Source organism: Micromonospora rhizosphaerae, from assembly GCF_900091465.1.
Classification (GTDB): domain Bacteria; phylum Actinomycetota; class Actinomycetes; order Mycobacteriales; family Micromonosporaceae; genus Micromonospora; species Micromonospora rhizosphaerae.
Genome location: NZ_FMHV01000002.1, coordinates 6,248,248 through 6,266,357 on the forward strand (window position 1 = coordinate 6,248,248; position 18,110 = coordinate 6,266,357).

The 18,110-nt window shown below is 72.9% G+C and carries 18 protein-coding genes; 6 read left to right on the forward strand and 12 right to left on the reverse strand.

What is annotated here, in order from left to right:
• The first annotated feature begins 17 nt into the window (after positions 1 to 17).
• Entirely contained in the window at positions 18 to 1,505 is a 1,488-nt protein-coding gene (gene yczR, locus GA0070624_RS29400) for a MocR-like transcription factor YczR (RefSeq protein ID WP_091346267.1), read from the forward strand.
• 99 nt (positions 1,506 to 1,604) lie between these two features.
• Here yczR and GA0070624_RS29405 read toward each other — a convergent pair whose 3' ends face one another.
• The 4 genes from GA0070624_RS29405 to GA0070624_RS29420 form a co-directional block, all read right to left on the reverse strand.
• Positions 1,605 to 1,955 carry a DUF2203 domain-containing protein gene (locus tag GA0070624_RS29405; protein ID WP_091346269.1) on the reverse strand — a complete coding sequence of 117 codons (351 nt, stop codon included), beginning with the start codon at positions 1,953 to 1,955 and terminating at the stop codon, positions 1,605 to 1,607.
• A 184-nt stretch (positions 1,956 to 2,139) separates the two neighbouring features.
• A complete protein-coding gene (proC, locus tag GA0070624_RS29410; RefSeq protein ID WP_091346271.1) occupies positions 2,140 to 2,958 on the reverse strand; it encodes a pyrroline-5-carboxylate reductase in 819 nt (272 codons plus the stop codon).
• 68 nt (positions 2,959 to 3,026) lie between these two features.
• The gene (locus GA0070624_RS29415; protein WP_091346273.1) at positions 3,027 to 4,055 is read right to left on the reverse strand and encodes a 6-phosphofructokinase; all 1,029 of its coding nucleotides are present in this window, start codon (positions 4,053 to 4,055) and stop codon (positions 3,027 to 3,029) included.
• A 155-nt stretch (positions 4,056 to 4,210) separates the two neighbouring features.
• The gene (locus GA0070624_RS29420) at positions 4,211 to 4,723 is read right to left on the reverse strand and encodes a polyadenylate-specific 3'-exoribonuclease AS (protein WP_091346275.1); all 513 of its coding nucleotides are present in this window, start codon (positions 4,721 to 4,723) and stop codon (positions 4,211 to 4,213) included.
• A 244-nt stretch (positions 4,724 to 4,967) separates the two neighbouring features.
• On the opposite strand from GA0070624_RS29420, the gene GA0070624_RS29425 reads away from it, so the two are divergent.
• Positions 4,968 to 5,660, forward strand: coding sequence for a Crp/Fnr family transcriptional regulator (locus tag GA0070624_RS29425; protein WP_091346277.1), 693 nt, complete (start codon positions 4,968 to 4,970; stop codon positions 5,658 to 5,660).
• Positions 5,661 to 5,756: 96 nt separating this feature from the next.
• Here the strand turns inward: GA0070624_RS29425 and GA0070624_RS36545 are convergent, their stop codons facing one another.
• A complete protein-coding gene (locus GA0070624_RS36545) occupies positions 5,757 to 5,885 on the reverse strand; it encodes a hypothetical protein (RefSeq protein ID WP_281181026.1) in 129 nt (42 codons plus the stop codon).
• Between the two features lie 206 nt (positions 5,886 to 6,091).
• On the opposite strand from GA0070624_RS36545, the gene GA0070624_RS29430 reads away from it, so the two are divergent.
• A complete protein-coding gene (locus GA0070624_RS29430; RefSeq protein WP_091346279.1) occupies positions 6,092 to 7,312 on the forward strand; it encodes an MFS transporter in 1,221 nt (406 codons plus the stop codon).
• Positions 7,313 to 7,351: 39 nt separating this feature from the next.
• On the opposite strand, the gene GA0070624_RS29435 is transcribed toward GA0070624_RS29430, so the two are convergent.
• Positions 7,352 to 8,062, reverse strand: coding sequence for a lysophospholipid acyltransferase family protein (locus tag GA0070624_RS29435; RefSeq protein ID WP_091346281.1), 711 nt, complete (start codon positions 8,060 to 8,062; stop codon positions 7,352 to 7,354).
• Between the two features lie 247 nt (positions 8,063 to 8,309).
• Between GA0070624_RS29435 and GA0070624_RS29440 the strand changes: the two genes are divergently transcribed.
• Together GA0070624_RS29440 and GA0070624_RS29445 are read left to right on the forward strand one after the other, a co-directional pair.
• On the forward strand, positions 8,310 to 9,161 hold the full coding sequence (locus GA0070624_RS29440) for a hypothetical protein (RefSeq protein ID WP_091346284.1): 852 nt from the start codon (positions 8,310 to 8,312) through the stop codon (positions 9,159 to 9,161).
• Positions 9,162 to 9,330: 169 nt separating this feature from the next.
• Entirely contained in the window at positions 9,331 to 10,749 is a 1,419-nt protein-coding gene (locus tag GA0070624_RS29445) for an alpha,alpha-trehalose-phosphate synthase (UDP-forming) (RefSeq protein WP_091350067.1), read from the forward strand.
• A 34-nt stretch (positions 10,750 to 10,783) separates the two neighbouring features.
• Here GA0070624_RS29445 and GA0070624_RS29450 read toward each other — a convergent pair whose 3' ends face one another.
• The 6 genes from GA0070624_RS29450 to GA0070624_RS29475 form a co-directional block, all read right to left on the reverse strand.
• Positions 10,784 to 11,608: an alpha/beta hydrolase gene (locus tag GA0070624_RS29450; protein WP_091346287.1), complete on the reverse strand. Its 825-nt coding sequence runs from the start codon at positions 11,606 to 11,608 to the stop codon at positions 10,784 to 10,786.
• Positions 11,609 to 11,714: 106 nt separating this feature from the next.
• Positions 11,715 to 13,124, reverse strand: coding sequence for a flavin-containing monooxygenase (locus GA0070624_RS29455; RefSeq protein ID WP_091346290.1), 1,410 nt, complete (start codon positions 13,122 to 13,124; stop codon positions 11,715 to 11,717).
• A 103-nt stretch (positions 13,125 to 13,227) separates the two neighbouring features.
• Complete coding sequence (locus GA0070624_RS29460) at positions 13,228 to 13,941, reverse strand: endonuclease/exonuclease/phosphatase family protein (RefSeq protein ID WP_091346292.1); 714 nt, start codon at positions 13,939 to 13,941, stop codon at positions 13,228 to 13,230.
• A complete protein-coding gene (locus tag GA0070624_RS29465) occupies positions 13,938 to 14,885 on the reverse strand; it encodes an ROK family glucokinase (protein WP_091346294.1) in 948 nt (315 codons plus the stop codon). Before GA0070624_RS29465 ends, GA0070624_RS29460 begins: the two co-directional genes overlap by 4 nt.
• A gap of 69 nt (positions 14,886 to 14,954) precedes the next feature.
• On the reverse strand, positions 14,955 to 15,632 hold the full coding sequence (locus tag GA0070624_RS29470; protein ID WP_091350071.1) for a hypothetical protein: 678 nt from the start codon (positions 15,630 to 15,632) through the stop codon (positions 14,955 to 14,957).
• Between the two features lie 40 nt (positions 15,633 to 15,672).
• Positions 15,673 to 16,128, reverse strand: coding sequence for an SRPBCC family protein (locus GA0070624_RS29475; RefSeq protein WP_091346296.1), 456 nt, complete (start codon positions 16,126 to 16,128; stop codon positions 15,673 to 15,675).
• Positions 16,129 to 16,287: 159 nt separating this feature from the next.
• Between GA0070624_RS29475 and GA0070624_RS29480 the strand changes: the two genes are divergently transcribed.
• A complete protein-coding gene (locus GA0070624_RS29480; RefSeq protein ID WP_091350074.1) occupies positions 16,288 to 18,099 on the forward strand; it encodes an AMP-dependent synthetase/ligase in 1,812 nt (603 codons plus the stop codon).
• Positions 18,100 to 18,110 lie beyond the last annotated feature (11 nt).

Consider the following 18,110-nt stretch of genomic DNA (forward strand, 5'->3'; position numbering starts at 1 on the left):
AATCTCGGGAGAATGGTATGGCCGCGCCAGCTCAGTTCCAGCCCGTGGCGAGGGTGAACGGCACGAACCGGACCCTGGGGAGCCGACAGCTCGCCGCGCTGCTGCCCGACCCGGCCGGAACGAGGCCCGCCTACCGCCACCTGGCTCAGTCGATCAGCGCGCTGATCCTGGACGGGCGGATCGCGCTGCACGTCAAACTCCCCGCCGAGCGGGAGCTGGCCACCGCCCTGAACATCAGCCGGGCCACCGTCACCGCCGTGTACGACCTGCTGCGCGAGAACGGCTACGCGCACAGCCGCCAGGGCTCGGGTACCTGGACCGCCCTGCCGGAAGGCCGTACCCCCAGCGGCATCACCCGGTTCCTCAGCCCCCCGGACACCGCGATCGACCTGGCCCGGGCGGCCCCCGGACTGCCGGAGCAGGCGCTCGTCGATGCTCTCCGCCGGGTCGCCCCCCGGCTGGTCGAGCACGCGCACACCCCCGGCTACCACCCCTACGGCCTGCCCGAACTGCGCGCCGCCATCGCCGAGCGTTTCACCCAGCGGGGCCTGGCCACCATGCCGGAACAGATCCTGGTGACCTCCGGCGCACAGCACGCACTCACGCTGGTCCTGGGACTCCTGGGCAGCCCTGGTGACCGGGTCCTGGTCGAAAATCCGTCCTACCCGAACGCTCTGGAGGCAATGCGCCGCTCCCGGCTCCGGACCGTGTCCGTCCCGGTGACCGATACCGGCTGGGATATCGAGATCATCGAGTCGACGCTGCATCAGGTCGTGCCCCAGCTGGCCTATCTGATCCCCGACTTCCACAATCCGACCGGTTGCCTCATGCCCGATCAAGAGCGCATCCGCATCCTGGACGCCGCTCAGCGCTCCGGCACCTGGCTCGTCGTCGACGAAACCCTGGCCGACCTCGCCCTCGACGTCCCCGCCCCACCGCCCTTCGCCTCCCATGCCACGCCCGGTGGGGTCGGCCAGGTCATCACCATCGGCTCGATGAGCAAAACCCACTGGGGCGGCCTGCGCATCGGCTGGCTGCGAGCTCCCTCGCGGTTGGTTACCGAACTCGCCGGCCAGCGGGTCGCCACCGACATGGGCGGCTCGGTCCTGGACCAACTCCTGGCCCTCGACCTCCTGGATCGGGCCTGGGAGCTGCTGCCATCGCGCCTGGAACAGATGCGGGAGCAGCGCGCAGCCCTGGCCGCCGCCCTCGCCGAGCACATCCCGAAGTGGAGCTGGCGACTGCCGCCCGGCGGTCTGTCACTCTGGGTCGACCTGGGCGAACCCATCGCCGCACCGCTGGCCGAGCGGGCGTTGGACTACGGGGTGCGGATCGAGGGCGGTGCGCACTTCGCCACCGACCCTGGCCTCTTCGAGCAGCGCCTCCGCATCCCCTACACCCTGCCTCCCGACACCCTGCTCGAGGCTGTGCACCGCATGGCCACCGCACTCGCCGACGGCCTCCCCGCCTCGTCGGCCGGCGGGCGACCGCACTGGGTCGCGTGACGGCATCCCGCCGCCGGCTTCCGCCCTTCGGTCGCCTGACACCGGACGGCTGCCGCGCCGCAGACGGGACGGCGCCTCAGACGGGACGGCCGCCGTGCCTCAGACGGGACGGCGGCCGGCGAAGCCGCACTCGACCCGGTGGTACCAGCGCAGGTCGCCGTCCCCCTCCAGCCAGCACCAGAGCACCGACCGGCCGTCGCGCTCACCGGGGAAGTCCAGTAGCACCGGCGCGATGCCCTTGATCTGGATGTCGTGCTCGGTGAGCTCGTCCACGATGGCGTGCAGCCGGGCCTCCAGCGCCTTGACCTCGGCCAGGCCGCCCAACGGGCTGGCCCCGTGGTCGGCCAGGTCGACCCGGAGCTCGGCCAGGTCGGCCCGGAGCCGGATCAGCTCGTCAACACGCGGGCGCAGGGTCGCCATCAGATGCCGTGCCTGGGCGAGAGTGAACACCCGGCCAGTATGCGGCAGTGCCGCGCCGGCCTCAGCCGGCCTGGGCGGCCAGCTCGCGGGCGCGGTCGAAGCCCTGCCGGCCTCAGCCGGCGTGGGCGGCCAGCTCGCGGGCGCGGTCGAAGCCCTGCCGGCCTCAGCCGGCGTGGGCGGCCAGCTCGCGGGCGCGGTCGAAGCCCTGCCGGCCTCAGCCGGCGTGGGCGGCCAGCTCGCGGGCGCGGTCCCGGGCGGCCTCGAGCGCGGCCAGCAGTGCCGCGCGGACGCCGTGGTTCTCCAGTTCCCGGATGGCCGAGATGGTGGTGCCGGCCGGCGAGGTGACCGCCTCCCGCAGCGTGACCGGATGCTCGCCCGAGTCGCGCAGCATCACCGCGGAGCCGATCGCGGTCTGCACGATCAGCTCGTGCGCCACCTGCCGTGGCAGCCCGAGCAGGATGCCGGCGTCGATCATGGCCTCGACCAGGAGGTAGAAGTAGGCCGGGCCGGAGCCGGAGAGGGCGGTCACCGCGTCCTGCTGGGACTCGGGCACCCGGATGGTCGCGCCGAGCGGCTTGAACATCTCCTCCGCGAGGGCCAGGTGCGCGCCGGTGGCGTGCGGGCCGGCCGAGATGGCGCTCATCGCCTCGTCGACCAGGGCCGGGGTATTGGTCATCACCCGGACCACCGGGGTGCCGTCGGGCAGCCGGCGGTTGAAGAAGCTGATGGGCAGGCCGGCGCAGAGCGAGATGACCAGCTTGTCGGCCGGCACCTTGAGCCCGATCTCGTCCAGCAGGGCGGCCGCGTCCTGCGGCTTGACCGAGATGGCGAGCACCTCGGCCTCGTCCACCGCGGTGAGGTTGTCCACCACCCGTACGCCGTACCGGGTGGTCAGCTCCTCCGCGCGGCTGGGCCGCCGGGTGGTGGCGAGCAGCCGTTCCACCGGCCAGCCGGAGCGGAGCAGCCCGGAGAGCATCAGCTCACCGATCTTGCCCGCGCCGATCACCGCGACCGTGTGCACCCCGGGTGACATTCCGCCGTACCCCTCTCGTCGAGGCGCGGCGCGGCGGACCTGCGGGCCGCCGCGCCGCCTGCCGCCGATCAGCTGCCGAAGAAGACCTCGGCCTCGGCGTACCGCTCCAGCGGCACGGTCTTCAGCTCGCGGGTGGCCTCGGCCAGCGGCACCCGGACGATGTCCGTGCTCTGCATGGCGACCATCTTGCCCCAGTCGCCCTCGTGCGCGGCGTCGATCGCGTGCAGGCCGAGGCGGGTGGCGAGCACCCGGTCGAACGCGGTCGGCGTGCCGCCGCGCTGGATGTGGCCGAGCACGACGGTGCGCGCCTCCTTGCCGGTCTTCGCCTCCAGCTGCTCGGCCAGCCACTGGCCGATGCCGCCGAGCCGAACGTGGCCGAACGCGTCCAGCTCCTGGGTGTGCAGGACCATCTGCCCCTCCAGCGGGTGCGCCCCCTCGGCGACCACCACGATCGGGGCGTACTGGTGCTGGAAGCGCTTCTCGACGTACCCGGCGACCTGGTCGACGTCGAACTGCCGCTCGGGCAGGAGGATCACGTTGGCGCCGCCGGCGAGGCCGGCGTGCAGGGCGATCCAGCCGGCGTGCCGGCCCATCACCTCGACGACCAGGGTGCGGTGGTGGCTCTCCGCGGTGGTGTGCAGCCGGTCGATCGCCTCCATGGCGATGTTGACCGCGGTGTCGAAGCCGAAGGTGTAGTCGGTGGCGCCGAGGTCGTTGTCGATGGTCTTCGGCACACCGACCACGTTGACGCCCAGCTCGTGCAGCTTGGTGGCGACGCCGAGGGTGTCCTCGCCGCCGATCGCGATCAGCGCGTCCACGCCCTGGGCGGCCAGGTTCTCCTTGATCCGGTGCACGCCGTTCTCGATCTTGAACGGGTTGGTCCGGGACGAGCCGAGGATGGTGCCGCCGCGGGGCAGGATGCCGCGCACCTCGGCGATGCCCAGCGGCCTGGACAGGCCCTCCAGCGGACCCTTCCAGCCATCCTGGAAGCCCACGAACTCGTGACCGTAGGTGGCGACGCCCTTGCGGACCACCGCCCGAATCACCGCGTTGAGACCTGGGCAGTCGCCGCCGCCGGTGAGCACGCCGATACGCATGATCTGCTCATCCTCCTGGAGCATCAGGTGAAGCCCGGATAAGCCCCAGGATATGTGTCAGATCAGACCATCGGCGCCGTTGCCGGCCCGGGGCGGGCCGTCAATGCGCACTGTAGTCGCCGCGCCGGTCCGCCGACAGCGCGCCCCGGCGCCGTTCACCGCCCGGACGCTCCCCGGATGGTCATCGCCCGCCACCGGGCCAGGTTGTGCCGGGCGTCCACCAGCGCGTCGTGCCGCCCCGCCTCGGCCTCCGGGAGCCTCGGCCGGCCCCGGTCGTCCCAGAGCTGGCGCAGCTCCCTGGTGAACCGGGGGATCTCCCGGGGCAGCGCCGGCATCGCCCCCCAGAGCTGGGCCAGCGCCACGTGGTCGTACGCGGCGTACCAGGCCCACAGCTCGATCTGCTCGCCGGGCCGGTCCCGGACCGGCGCTATCAGGAAGTCGTAGAGCTCGTTGCGGATCCGCTCCCGGGACCGCCAGGCCCGGTCGGCCGGCGAGGGGAGCTTGTCCAGCACGTTGCGGCGGACCCAGGGTATGGCCCGCGAGTCGTCGAACTCGGTGGAGACCGCGTAGAACTCGCGGCCGTGCTCGTCGACGACGCCGATCGACACGAGGTCGATGATGCGGCCGTCCTCGATGAACTCGCAGTCGTAGAAATAGCGGTAGACCATCCCCGCCATCCTCGCCCACCGCGGCCGGACGCGGGCGGCCGGGGCACCGCCCGGACGTAGTCCTCCCTGCGTCGCAGCTCGGCACGGTCACGGAAGTGCCCTCAGGGGTGTACAGCACGCGACCGGGCCGTCATGATCTGATGTGTACCGCTACCGGACGCCGAACCGGATCAGAGCCTCATGGCGGGGGCTGCAGGTTCACCCGGCTGCGAGTTGTGGTCCTTGATCTGGGAGGGGTTGGGCCGTGGAGGTTCGCCTGCCGGAGCCGGGTGACGCGCTCACGGGTGTCGAGATGTTCGCCGGGCTCGAACCGGACGTACGGCAGCGGGTGATCGCCACGGCGGTCCCGCGCACCTACCGCAAGGGTCAGCTGCTCTTCGTGGAGAACGATCCGGGCGAGTCCCTGATCGTGCTGCGCCGGGGCGCGGTGGCCGTCTTCCGGACCGCTCCGACGGGCGAGCGGGCCGTGCTCTCGGTGATGCGTCCGCCCGACGTACTGGGCGAGGTCTCCCTGCTGGACGCCTCCACCCGCTCCGCGTCGGCGGAGGCGATCGAGGACTGCTCGGCGCTCGCGCTGTCCCGCGCCGCCTTCATGGAGCTGGTCCACTCCAACCCGCGCATCCTGGACGCGGTGATGCGCTCGCTCGGCGGGCTGATCCGCCGGCTCACCGAGCAGAACGCCGACCATGTCTTCCTCGACCTGCCCGGTCGGGTGGCCAAGACGCTGGTCCGGCTGGCCGGCGAGAGCCAGGCCCCGATGATCACGATCGAGCTCAACCAGAGCCAGCTGGCCGAGATGGCCGGGGGCTCCCGGCAGAGCGTCAACCAGGCGATCGGCTCGTTCGCCAGCCGCGGCTGGCTGCGCACCGAGGGGCGCCGGATCGTGGTGACCGACGTGGCCGCGCTGCGCCGCCGCGCCGGCATGAACGACCGCTGACGGCCTCTCGCCGCGGGGCGCCACCCCTTTGACCCGCGCCTGCGCGGACATACGGCTGCGCCGGCTGCCGAGGGCAGCCGGCGTGACCGTGCCGGTTCAGCGGGTGGGACCGGCCCAGCGGGTCGGGCCAACCCAGCGGGTGGGACCGGCCCAGCGGGTGGGACCTGCCCAGTAGCCCGGGCCCGCCCAGCCGGCCGCCGTGCTCGCGTTCGTCGACGTCTCCATGTTCGCCTCCCTGGTTGATCGCCATTTGTGGCGCTGTCTGCCGTCGACACTAGGGCGGGAGCGAACCCGGCAAAATAGACAAATTGCCATACATCAGTACCCGAAGGGCGGTTTCCCGCAGGAGCGGTCTGCTGACAAGGTTGCCGCGCCCGCAGTCATGCCGGTGCCCGACCGGCCAGAACGACCGCAGCGAGGAGTTGACGGACATGTCTCTTATCCGCAGCAACATTGCCTTTCGTCGATACTGGTCCGCTCGGTTGATCTCGTACGCGGGCGACCAGCTCGCCCGGACGGCCCTGCTGATCGCGGTCTACGACCGGTACGGGGGCACGGCCGTCGCGCTGCTGCTCCTCGCCTCAACCGCGCCCCGACTGCTCGGTCCGGTGCTCGGTGCCCTCGCCGACCGATTCGACCAGCGTCGGCTGATGATCGGGTGCGACCTCACCCAGGCGCTGCTCTACCTGGCGGTCGCGCTCCTCATGCCGCCGCTGCCCGTCCTGCTCGCACTGATCACCGCCGCCACCGTCGCGGCCACCACCTTCACGCCCGCCGGCCGCAGTCTGCTGCCGGCACTCGTCGGACGGGACCGGTTGGCCCCCGCCAACGCCCAGTTGGCGGTGGGCGTCAACATCGGCTTCGCCGCCGGACCCGCTCTCGGCGGGCTGCTGCTCGCCACGGCCGGGCTCACCGCCACGCTGCTCGTCGACGTGGCGAGCTTCCTGGCATCGGCGCTGCTGGTCGCCGGGGTGCGGCGACTGTCGGACACGATGCCGGCGCACCGGGGCGAGCCGTTCCGGAAGGTGCTGCACGACGGGCTGCAGGTGGTGCGGGGCAACGCCGTCACCCGCGCGGTGTCGGTCGGGTTCCTGGTGATGGTGACGTTCGCCGCGTTGGACAATCTCGCCGTCGTACCGCTGGGGCGCTCCGAACTCGCTGCCGACGAGGTCCTCGTGGGCCTGCTCGGCACGGCGTACGGCGTGGGAATGGTGCTCGGCCCGATGAGCCTGGCCCGCGCCGGCCGGCGGGCCCGGATGGATCTGGTGCTCTACACCGCGTTGCTCGCGCTCGGGGTGGGCACCCTGGCGACCGGGTTCAGCCCGGTGATCGCGCTGGCCCTCGCCGGCCAGGCGCTCGCGGGAGCGGGAGCGGGCTGGCACAACGTCGCGGCGGACACCCTCATCCAGCAGAACGTGCCGGGCGACCGCCTCGGCGTCGTCTTCGGCACGGTCTACATGTTCCCGTACGCGGCGGAGATCCTCGCATACGCGGTCGGCGGCGCGCTGCTGTCGGCCCTCGGTCCGCGATGGCTGCTGACCGTCTCAGGGGTGGGCATCCTGGCGACGCTGGCGTTGATCGCGCCGATGCTCTCCCGCGCCCTGGGCCGATGGTCGGCCCGCCGGAAGGCGCCGCTGCCGGTCGCCGGGTGAGGCCCACACGGCCCGTCGCCCCTGGGGGTGGACGCCGGGTCACGCGGCGATCGGCTCGGCCTTCGCGGGCTCGGCGGTCTGCTGGCTCTTCACCTTCTGCGCGTACATGTCCACGTACTCGCGGCCGGAGAGCTCCATCAGCTCGTACATGATCTCGTCGGTGACCGCCCGCTCGACGAACCGGTCGCCGGCCATCCCGGCGTACCGGGAGAAGTCCAGCGGCGCGCCGAAGCGGATCCTCACCGGCTTGATCTTGGGAATCAGCTTGCCGGGCGGCTGGATCTCGTCCGCGTTGAGCATCACCATCGGCACGACCGGGGCGCCGCTCTCCAGCGCCAGCCGGGCCACCCCGGTCTTGCCCCGGTAGAGGCGCCCGTCCGGCGAGCGGGTGCCCTCCGGGTAGATGCCGGCGATGCCGCCGGCCCGGAGCACCCGCAGCTGGGTGTCGAGCGCCGCCCGGGCCGCCCGGCCGCCGGAACGGTCCACCGGGATGGTGCCGGCGGCGACGAAGAACATCTTGGTCAGCCAGCCTTTGATGCCCTTACCGGCGAAGTACTCCGCTTTAGCGATGAATGTGACTTTTCGCTTGATGATCAACGGGGTGAAGATCGAATCCGAGAAGGACAGGTGATTGCTGGCCAGGATGACCGGTCCGGTGTCCGGCACGTGGTGGAGCCCCTCGACCTGCGGGCGGAAGATCAGCCTCAGCAGCGGGCCGAGGAGGATGTACTTCATCAGCCAGTACAGCACCGGTGTCCTTCCAGCCGGGGATGCCGACACCACCGTCGTCGGGAGCCGGGCGGGCCGCCGAAACTCGCCGGACCGCGCCCGGGCGCCGTCGGCGAGCGGGACTGTCGGTGATCAGCCTACGAACCGAGAGCGGCACGCCACAACGCACTCCCGGAACCGGGTCCTGACGTGTCACGATTCAGGACACGGCGTACGGGGCGCCGGGCTCGAGCGGCCGCACTGCCAGGTGCGATGAGGAGGGTGTCCGGTGTCAGCGGGTGGGCCCCGCCGGGGACGGCGGGACAACGGGCTCGACGCGAGCGAGTACGCCGTCGCGGGCGACGTCGATCCGCGGGTCGGTGAGCATCTGCTCGACGTGCTCGCCGCCGGTGGCATCGCCGCGTACCTCCAGCCCTCCGCCGACCTCAACCCGGTGACCCGCACCACCACCGTCCCGTCCCGGCCGGTCGACCGGCTCTACGTCGACCGCTCGCACCTGACCACCGCCCGCGACTACCTCACCCAGCTCGCCGACGAGGTGACCCCCGAGCCGTCCCGGGACGACGAGCCGGACATCGAGGCGGAGTGGGCCCGGATCGTCGCCGACTTCGACACCGCCCCGGCCGCCGGGAGTCACCCGTGGCCCGCCGCCGAGGACGTCGACGACCCGGTCGACCCGTCGGAACCCACCGGTCGCACCGCCCCGCGCGCCGGTGCCGACGAGACCGCCGGCCCCACCGCCACCGACCTCCGGCGCCTCCCCTACGCCGCCGACATCTCCGGGATCTCGGTCAGCCGCGGCCGGCCGGATGAGCCGTCGCTGCTGGACGGGCTGGACTCCTTCGGCACCGATCTGCCGGACGACGCCGACGAGGAGCACTACACCCCGCCACCACCGCCCCCGCTGCCGCGCTTCTCGAAGTACGCCGTGGTCGGCGTGCTCGGCATCGTGGTCGGGTTCGTGCTCTTCCTCTCGCCGACCGTGCTCCCGGTCAGCGATCCGGAGATCGTGACGCTGCTGGGCTTCACCAGCATCCTGGCCGGCTTCGTGACGCTGGTCTGGCGGCTTCGCCCTGGCGACACCGACGACCACGACCCGGACGACGGCGCGGTGGTCTGACCGACGCACCCGCTGCCCGCATCCCGGACGCCGACCACGTGCGGTCGCCGGGGTAACGGTGGTGTAACTTGCTGTCAGTAGGAATATGGCCGTACGTCACGTCCCCCACTGACTGCCCGGTTGTTCCTCCGTCGCGGTGGTCGGTGCTCTGCTGATCGGAATGCCCGAGATGCGACAGAGTTCCCTCGTGGTGGTGGCCAACCGCCTCCCCATCGACGACAGTGTGGCGCCGGACGGCGCCTGCGAGTGGCGCCGCAGCCCCGGCGGCCTGGTGAGCGCCCTGCACCCCCTGCTCCGACATACCCCGGCGACCTGGGTCGGCTGGGCGGGCGGCCCCGGCCCGGCGCCCCGCCTGCCCGACGTGGACGGCGTCCGGATGCACACCGTCCCGTTCAGCGCCGAGGACCTGCGCGACCATTACGAGGGCTTCGCCAACGCCACCCTCTGGCCGCTCTACCACGACGCCGTGGAGCAGCCCGAATACCACCGGCGCTGGTGGGAGGCGTACCAGCGGGTCAACCAGCGGTTCGCCGAGGCCGCCGCCGAGGTGGCCGACCCGGACGCCGTGGTCTGGGTGCAGGACTACCACCTGCAACTGGTCCCCGGCCTGCTCCGGGCGCTCCGCCCCGACGTGCGGATCGGCTTCTTCCTGCACGTGCCGTTCCCGCCGCCGGAGCTGTTCATGCAGCTGCCCCGCCGCGCCGAACTGCTGCGCGGCATGCTCGGCGCCGACCTGGTCGGCTTCCAGCGGGCCCAGGCGGCGCACAACTTCGCCCAGTTGGCGACGAAGGTGCTCGACCTGCCGGCGACCGACCGGCGGATCGGCGTCGACGGCCGGATCGTCCGGATCGGCGCCTTCCCGGTCTCCATCGACACCGTCGAGCTGGCCGCGCTCGCCGCCCGACCGGACGTCGCCGACCGGGCCCGCCGGCTGCGCCAGGACCTCGGCAACCCCGAGCACGTCATCCTGAGCGTCGACCGGATGGACTACACCAAGGGCATCGAGCAGCGCCTCAAGGCGTACCGCGAGCTGCTCGCCAGCGGTGACGTCAAGGTCCGGGACACCGTGCTGGTCCAGGTGGCGGTGCCCAGCCGGGAACGGGTCGGCCAGTACCAGATCCTGCGCGACCGGGTGGAGCACCAGGTCGGGCGCATCAACGGCGAGTTCGGCCGAGTCGGCGAGCCGGCGATCCACTACCTCACCCAGACCTTCGACCGGGCCGAGCTGGCCGCCCTCTACCGGGTCGCGGACGTGATGGCGGTGACCCCGCTGCGGGACGGGATGAACCTGGTCGCCAAGGAGTACGTCGCCGCCCGGGTGGACGATACCGGGGCGCTGCTGCTCAGCGAGTTCGCCGGGGCCGCCGCCGAGCTGCCCCAGGCGTACCTGGTCAACCCGCACGACCTGGAGGGGCTGAAGCAGAAGCTGCTCTCGGCGCTGCGGGCGTCCCCGGCGGACATGGCCGCCCGGATGCGGGCGATGCGGGAACATCTGCACCGCCACGACATCCACGCCTGGGCCCGCTCCTACCTCAGCGCGCTGGACGAGAGCGGCTCCCTGCTCACCCGGCTCGCCGGGCCCGACTGACGCCTCACCCGGCTCGCCGGGACTGGCTGACGCGTCAGCCGGCCGTCGGCGCCGGGTCCTTCTCCAGCCAGTCGAGGATCGCGTCGATCGGCTCCCGCCAGCGGGCGTCCAGCATCAGGTCGTGCCCCATCCCGGGGAAGAGCAGCGGGGCCGAGGCGTACCGGCGGGCGGCCCGGGTCAGCGCGGCCGGCGGCACCACCCGGTCGTCCGGGCTGCCCAGCACCAGCACCGGCGGCCGGCCCACCGCCGGCTCGGGCTCCCGGCCGGTCAGCAGCTGCCACTGCGCCCGCCGCCCGGCCCGGCCCAGCCGGGAGACGTACTGGCGGGCCTGGCCGTCCGGCAGCTCCCGGCTGAACAGTTGCCGGCGGCTCAGCCGCAGGCCGCCGCCGAAAACCGCCGGCAGGGTGCCGACGGGGTTGCGCCGCAGCGCGGTACCGAACGTCCCCCAGCCGCCGAGGACCGGCGCCACCAGGACCGCCGCCCGCACCGGATACCGGGCCAGGGCGTGCGCGACCACCCGCGCCCCGGCGCCGTGACCCACCAGCACCACCCGCCGCGGCAGGCGCGCCGCCACCTGGACCACGTCATGGGTGTACGACCGCAGCGTCGCCTCCGGCGCCGGCTCGCTGCCGCCGTGCCCGCGCATGCTCAGCGCGTGCGCCGGGAAGCCGCGGGACGCGGCGTACTCCAGCCAGTGCTCGGCGAACGCCCACGCCCCGTGCCCGAAACCGGGTACGAAGAGCAGCGGCGGCCGCCCCTCCTCCAGCTCCGGCACGGCGCTGAGCACCTCGCGGCGGGCCGGGCGGACCGGGCGGGCCCACTCCCGCCCCCGCACGATCCGCAGCCGCTCGGCGGTCACCGGGCCTTCCGTTCGTTTGCGACTGCGGGGCTCCGCGTCGCTGCTACTCGCATTCCTGCCCGACCGCGTCCCACGCCAGCCGCCCAGGAACGCTCGCTCCTCGCGCTCACCGGCTCCCCTCCAGCCCGTCCAGGGCGCGCTGGACCGCGCGCAGGTAGTCGACGTGGGCCACCTCGAACCAGTGCCGGCTGCTGTCCTTCACCCGGCCCGAGTACCGCTCGCCGATGCCGGCGGTGACCTTCCGGGCGAACGCGGCGGCCCGGTCCGGCCGGGTGGCGCGCAGCCGGAGCAGCCGGGCGAAGAGCACGCTCTGCCAGTGCGAGAGCGGGAAGATGCCGGAGTCCGACTGCACCAGGCCGACCACGGCCAGGGTCGGGTGCCCGGCGGCGAAGGCGTTGAGCCAGAGCCGGGGCCGGCCGGAGAGGTTGTCGTCGCCGAGCACCTTCGGGTCGAGGAACTCGAAGCGTGGCAGGTAGCCGGTGGCGAAGATGACCAGCTCCGGGTCGATCTCCCGGCCGTCGGTCAGCTCGACCGACTTCGCGTGGAACCGGGCCACCTCCGGCACCGGCGTGATCTCGCCGTGCCCGACGTAGTAGACCAGCTGGCTGTTCGCGATCGGGTGGGTCTCGTAGACCCGGTGGTCGGGCTTGGGCAGGCCGAACCGGGTCAGGTCACCGACGGTCAGCCGCAGCGTCCAGTGGTAGAGCCACTGCCGGACGCGCAGCGGCACCCGCAGCGCGAGCAGGGCGTCGTTGATCTGGTCGGTGGGGCGGCCGAAGGCGTACTTCGGGGCGTACCAGTAGCCGCGGCGGGTGGAGTGCCAGCAGCGGGACGCCTGCTGGGCGGCCTCGACCGCGATGTCGCAGCCGGTGTTGCCGCCGCCGACCACCAGCACCCGCTTACCGCGCAGCTGAGCCGGGTCCTTGTAGGACGAGGCGTGCATGACCTCGCCGCGGAACTCCTCCAGCGCCTCGTAGCGGGGCAGCTTCGGCGACCAGTTGTGCCCGTTGGCGACGACCACCGCGGCGTACCGGGAGGTGCGCTCCGGGCCGTATCCGCCGGTGCTGCGGGTGGTGACGTCCCAGCGGTCCCCCTCGACCGGCTCCACCCGGACCACCTCGGTGCCGAACCAGATGTGCTGGCGCAGGTCGAAGTGGTCGGCGTACCGCTCGAAATAGGACAGCAGCTGGCTGTGGTGCGGGTAGTCCGCCCAGTCGTCCGGCATCGGGAAGTCGGGGAACTGGGTGAACGGCCGGGACGAGATCAGGTGGGTGCTGGCGTACACCGGGCTGCGGTCGTGCCGCCAGTTCCACGCCCCGCCGATCCCGGTCTCCCGCTCGTAGCAGTCGACGCCGAAGCCGTGCTCCTTGAGGTTCTTCACCGCGGTGAGGCCGCTGGCCCCGGCGCCGATGACGCAGACGGTGCCGCCCCGGTCGGAGACCGGACGGCCGTCCCGCGTCAGGGCGAGCGTCGCCGTCTCCGGATCGGGGCGGCCGAGGTCGCTGGAGGAGGACACCGGGGAATCTCCTTATGTGCGGCACGAGTGCCGGGTCGCTGCGAAATCCTGCCGACAAGTGCCGCGATTGTCCAGCCCGGCGAGGGCGACATCGGCGGGCGGGTCAGTCGGCGGCGGGCAGCAGCAGGTCGACCAGGACCGGGAAGTGGTCGCTGGCCCGTCGGGTCTGCGGCGTGTCCACGACGTCGTAGTCGACCACGGTGATCCGCGGGTCGACGAAGAGGGCGTCGATTCGCCGGCGCGGATTGGCGCAGGAGTAGGTGTGCCGGTCCGCGCGGTCCGCGGCCACGGCGACGTCGGTCAGCCCCGCCGCGACCGTCCGCCAGGCCGGGCCGTCCGGTCCCTCGTTCAGGTCGGCGCCGGCGATCACCGGGAGCGTGGTCGCGGCCAGCTCCCGCTTGAACGCCGCCGCCTGGGCCGGCCGTTCCGCCGGGTCGGTGGACAGGTGCGAGCCGGCCAGCAGGAACCGCGCCCCCCGGACCTGGCCCTCCGCGTACGCGGCGCCGCGCATGTGCCGGCCGGGAGTCAGTGGATAGCGCTGGCAGCGGGTGGCCAGCACCCGTACCCGCAGGCTGGTCAGCAGCAGGTTGCCCAGCGACGGCAGGCCACCCGCGGCGACCACCAGGCCGAACGAGTCGGCCAGCGCGGCGCACTTCTGCCGCCACCGGAACCGGCGCGGCCCCTCCTGCACGATCACCACGTCCGGGGCGGCCTCCCGGACCACCGCCGCCAGCGCGGCCGTGTCGTCCCGCTGGCTGTGGATGTTGTACGACACGACGCGCAGCGGCCCGCCACCACCCGGTTCCGTACCGCTCACAGACGGCGGGCGAGGTCGGCGGCGCCGATGACGCCCGCGGCGTTGCCCAGCTCGGCCGGGCGGATCTCGGCCACCGGGAGCCGGCTGCGCTGGGCGAGGGCCTCGGTGAACGATCGGCGGGTCGGGCCCATCAGCAGGTCACCGGCGTCGATCACGCCGCCGCCGACGACGAGCACCTGCGGGTCGAGGATCTGGGCCATGTCCGCGAGGCTGGTGCCGAGCCAGCGCCCGACCTGGGCGAACGCCTCCGCGGCGACCAGGTCCCCGCCCTTGGCCGCCGCGGTCACCATCGGCCCGGTGATCGCCTCGGCCCCGCCGCCGGCCAGCTCGAGCAGGGCGGTGGCCCGGTGCGGCTCCTGGCGGGCGGCGGCGCGGGCGAAGCGGACCAGGGCGCTGCCGCTGGCGTACTGCTCGATGCAACCGAGCCGGCCGCAGCCGCACAGGTGGCCGTCCGGCACGGCCATCATGTGGCCCAGCTCGGCGGCGACGCCGTTGGCGCCCCGGAGCAGCTCCCCGCCGAGCACGATGCCGCCACCGACTCCGGTGCCGATGGTGAACATGACCATCGAGTCGTCGGCGTCCCGGGCCGCGCCGTAGCGGAACTCCGCCCAGGCGGCCACGTTGGCGTCGTTCTCCACGGTCACCGGCAGGCCGGTGGCGGCGCTGACGTACTCCCGCAGCGGTTCGTCCCGCCAGGCCAGGTTGGGGGCGAAGAGCACGACGGAGCGGCTGGCGTCGATCCAGCCGGCCGCACCGATACCGACGGCCTCGACGGTGATGCCGACGGACAGCTCGCTGACCACCTCGATGATGACGTCCCGGGTCTTGGCCACGTCGTCGGCGGGGGTGTCCCGTCGGATCTGCACGAGAATCCTGCCGGCGTCGTCAACGACACCGCCGGCCACCTTCGTGCCACCGACGTCGACTCCGATGGTCAGCGTCACCGCTGCCACTCCCCTCTGCTGTGCTGCCCGACATCGGCCGAACGCCGTGCGATGCCGGGATGTCCGTGGTCAGGCCCCGTCGCGTGGTGCGTCCTCGCCCACCTCGCCGGACGCCCGCGAGGCGGGCACCACGCGACGGCCGGCCGGCGGCCGGCTGGTGACCGGCGCAACCGGCCGGGCAGCATCGGCGGGCGGCACGACGGCACCCGCATCGGCCGCGCCCTCCCCCCGGGTGGCGGCGGACCAGACGTCCTGCTCGGGTGCCGGCTGAGAATCATGCCCGGTACGGGTGGCCTCGTGCCAGACGTGGTCGCCGGCGTCGGTTTCGGCGGCCGCGCCCGCCGGACCCTCGGCCGTCGTGGCGGCCGGTCGGGCGGGCTCGGCGGGGGCGAACGCCCGCAGCAGGCTCGCCACTCCGGCGGCCAGGTCCCCCGCGCCGGTGGCGAGCCGCTCGGCGAATTCGGGGCTCGGGTCGCGCAAGGCTGCGATACCCCGGCAGATCGGACAGACGCAGCATTCCGGCGAGCCGGTGGCGAACCCGGCGGGGCTCGCCCCGGGCGCCGCCGGGTCCGGGCCGGTGGACGGACCCGGACCGGCACTGTGACCGAGGACACCCGCCAGGATCCCACCGAGCGGGCCCCAAGGGCCCACCCCGGGAGCCGAGCTGGCCAGCCGCGCGGTGGCCAGCAGCGTGGCCACCAGGCGTTCCGCTTCCTCCCGGGCCGAACCCGGATCCGTAACCCCCATGGTCGGCTCCTGTACCGTGACGACCGGGTCGCCGGTCGGGTCAGTGGGCCGCACCGGGTGCTTCTACCCGGCGCTTGAGCTGCTTCAACGCGGCATCCATGATCATCTTCTCGGCCTTGCGCCGAAACATCCCGAGCATTGCCACGGAGAGCTCCACCTCGAGGGTGTAGGTCACCGTGGTGGTGCCGTCCGGGTTGCCGACCAGGTCGTACGACCCGTGCTGGGCCTTCTGCATCTTCGAGGGCTCGACCAGGTGCCACTCGATCCGGGAGAGGTCCTCGGCGTATTCGTAGGCCAGCACGTACTCGTCGGCCAGCACGCCGGCGTCGATGGTGAACCGCACCTGGCTGGCGTAGCCGTCCTCGTACTCCTCGATCACCTCTGCCCGCCGCACCGCGTCGGTCCACTCGGGGTAGCTCGGGAAGTCGCAGATGACGGCCGCCACCCGGTCCGGTGGCGCGCCGATGATGATCGACTGGGTGGAGGAGTCCGCCATGGGGGGGAGGCTACCCGGCGGCGACCCCCCGCGCGGCGCGCGGGCGTCCCACCAGCCGGGCGGGCAACCTCCCTCCCTCACGCATCGGGACGGGCGGGTAGGTTTCGACAGAGCCGACCCACGGCGGGCCCCGGCCAGTGCGAGCACGAGGGAGTGCAGGTGCGCGAGTTCTCCGTTCCGCCGATCGTCACTGTCGGCGACGCGGCCAACCTGACCGACCCGGTCTGGGACAACGCCGAGGTCGCCCCGGACGCGGTGCAGTTCGCCCGGCCCAGTGGCACCGGCCCGGAGGGCACCAGCTGGGCGGAGGTGACCTGCCGGCAGTTCCGCGACGAGGTGATCGCGGTGGCCCGCGGCCTGGTCGCCGCCGGCATCTCCCCCGGCGACCGGGTCGCGCTGATGAGCCGCACCCGCTACGAGTGGACGCTGCTCGACTACGCCATCTGGGCGGCCGGCGCGGTGACCGTACCGATCTACGAGACCTCCAGCGCCGAACAGGCCGCCTGGATCCTCGCCGACTCCGGGGCGGTCGCCGCGGTGGTGGAGAGCAACGCCCACGCCACCCTGGTCGCCGGCGTACGGAAGCGGCTGCCGGAGCTGCGCCAGGTCTGGCAGATCGAGCTGGGCGCCGTGGACGAGCTGGTCGCCGCCGGCGAGTCGGTCGACCCGGTCGAGATCGAGGTACGCCGCAAGGCGGTGAAGGCCGCCGACCTCGCCACCATCATCTACACCAGCGGCACCACCGGCCGGCCCAAGGGCTGCGTGCTCACCCACCGCAACATGTACGCGGACATCGCCAACGCGGTGCCGGTGCTGCCGAACCTCTTCCGACCGGGCGCCTCGACCCTGCTCTTCCTGCCGCTCGCGCACGCCTTCGCCCGGCTGATCCAGATCGGCGTGGTGCAGGCCCGGGCCACCATGGCGCACTGCGCAGACACCAAGGACCTGGTTGGCCAGCTCCAGGAGTTCAAGCCGACCTTCGTGCTCTCCGTGCCCCGGGTCTTCGAGAAGGTCTACAACGGCGCCCGGCAGAAGGCCGAGGCGGACGGCAAGGGCAAGATCTTCGACCGGGCCGAGCGGGTGGCGATCGCGTACAGCGAGGCGCTGGAGACCGCGGACGGGCCGGGCCTGGCGCTGCGCGCCCAGCACGCGGTCTTCGACAGGCTGGTCTACCGCAAGCTGCGCGCCGCCCTCGGCGGCCGTTGCCGCGACGCGATCTCCGGCGGCGCGCCGCTCGGCGCCCGGCTCGGGCACTTCTTCCGCGGCATCGGGGTGACGATCCTGGAGGGCTACGGCCTTACCGAGACCTCCCCGGCCGCCGCCGCGAACCTGCCCGGCGGCACCCGGATCGGCACGGTGGGCCGCCCGCTGCCGGGCGTCACCATCCGGATCGCCGACGACGGCGAGATCCTGATCTCCGGCGACCTGGTCTTCCGGGGCTACTGGCACAACGAGGCGGCCACCGCCGAGGCGCTCACCCCGGACGGCTGGTTCCGCACCGGCGACCTGGGCCAGCTCGACAACGACGGCTTTCTCCTCATCACCGGCCGGACGAAGGAGATCATCGTGACCGCCGGCGGCAAGAACGTCGCCCCGGCCGTCCTGGAGGACCAGGTCCGCGCCCACCCACTGGTCAGTCAGTGCCTGGTGGTCGGCGACCGGCAGCCGTTCATCGCGGCGCTGGTCACCATCGACGAGGATGCGCTGCCGAAGTGGCTGGCCGCGCATGGCCGGCCCGAGACGACCAGCGTCGCCGAGCTGCGCGAGGACGAGGCGCTGCGGGCGGACGTCCAGAGCGCCATCGACCTGGCCAACCGGTCGGTCTCCAAGGCCGAGGCGATCAAGGTCTTTCGGATCCTGCCGCAGGACTTCACCGAGGCCACCGGCGAGCTGACCCCGTCGCTGAAGGTCAAGCGGCAGGTCGTGCACAAGACGTACGCGGCGGAGATCGCCGATATCTACCGCGGCTGACTACCATCCGT